The sequence below is a fragment of the Thiolapillus sp. genome, assembly GCF_048562965.1.
Taxonomy (GTDB): Bacteria; Pseudomonadota; Gammaproteobacteria; order Chromatiales; family Chromatiaceae; genus Thiolapillus; species Thiolapillus brandeum_A.
Map to the genome: position 1 here is coordinate 1 of NZ_JBHNMF010000732.1, position 1,492 is coordinate 1,492.

Here is a 1,492-nt window from a genome sequence, read left to right on the forward strand (position 1 = left end):
GGCAAGTAATCAATGAAATGGGATAACTCACCAGCCAGCCTTCTCAGAAGGCTGGCATCAAAGCCCCCTTATAGGGGGCAAAAGGCAAGTCTGCGTTCTAAGAACGCAGATTTTTACTGAATCACGCTGGTCTTCGCCCAGGTATCCGTCGCCTGTCCATTTCCGTGTGCGGGTGATCGATGATGACGGTTATGCGGGTGCATGGAGTCCGGCGCAAACTGTTTTCCCGGAGCCTGAACCCTGGTATCTATTCGGCATACCGGCGATAGCCATCATCCTGCTGGCGCTGTAAATGGCAGACCGGCGCCGAAAGGATTGGGGCGTAACGCTGGTTCTGGGAGCAGCTCTGCTGCTTCTGGCGATGGCAGCAACCTGGCAGTCGTGGTTTTCCGAGTTGGACAACCTGATCTACGACAGTTTCATCAGGCAGATGAACACGCCGGTGCTCGATGACATCGTTGTTGTAACCATTGATTCCAAGACTCTGGCCACACTGGGCCGATGGCCTTTGCCCCGCAAACTTCATGCCGAGCTGCTGGAAAAGATCACCGAAGGGAAGCCCGCTGTGGTGGCGATGGATATCATCTTTTCCGAGCCCGATCTGCGGCATCCTCAATACGACCGGGAGCTGGTCGAGTCGGTCCGAAACAACGGGCGCGTGGTTTTGCCCGTCGTGCTTGAGCGTTACAGTTCCGGGCCGGAACTCCGGGAAAGCCTGCCTTTTCCTGAACTGCGCAAAGCAGCTGCTGCGCTGGGGCATGTGCATATCGAGCTGGAAGCAGACGGCATTGCCAGGTCCGCGTTCCTCATGGCGGGGCTGGACAGGCCGGTCTGGCCGGCCCTTTCCCTGGCCATGGCCCGCGTGGCGGGCGACTGGCCCGAGAGCAAGGGCTTTCCACGCTCCGGAAAAACCCCTGTGTATACCGATATGTCACCCAATGTATGGCGGGTACACCGGCAGGTGCTGATACCGTTTCCAGCTTCCGGCAAGGATATCAGCAAGCTCTCTTACGCAGATGTCATCAATGGTGATATTCCCGCAAACCGCTTCTACAACAAATATGTGCTCATCGGCGCCACCGCTGCCGGCCTGGGGGACAATATTCCCACGCCGATATCAGCCCATGGCCGTCCGGTATCGGGTGTCGAATTCAATGCCTATGTTCTGAACGGGTTACTGCAGGACCGGCTGATCGTTCCCGTTTCGGTTCAATGGCAGTACCTGTTCAATGCACTGCTGATCCTGCTGATGCTGCTGTTGTACCGTCCTCGTGGCTGGGGATGGGTCTATGGCATCAGTCTGCTGCTGCTTATCGTGCTTGGCATGGACTACCTGCTGCTTTCGGGATTCGGTTACTGGTATCCGCCTGTGGTGATGCTGGTGAGTATCGTGCTGTTTTTCCTTGCGGCCAACGGGCATCTGCTCAGAAAGCTGCTGCGCGTGCTGTTCGAGGAAAGACGGCTTTCGCAAACGGCGCTGACGGCCATCGGC

Annotated in this window: 1 protein-coding gene; it reads left to right on the forward strand. The window is 57.2% G+C overall.

Annotated features, from left to right (window positions below; genetic code table 11):
* Window positions 1–292 precede the first annotated feature (292 nt).
* Window positions 293–1,492, forward strand: a 1,200-nt coding sequence (locus ACOCD2_RS19625) for a CHASE2 domain-containing protein (RefSeq protein ID WP_293653192.1), incomplete at its 3' end; no start/stop codon positions are given.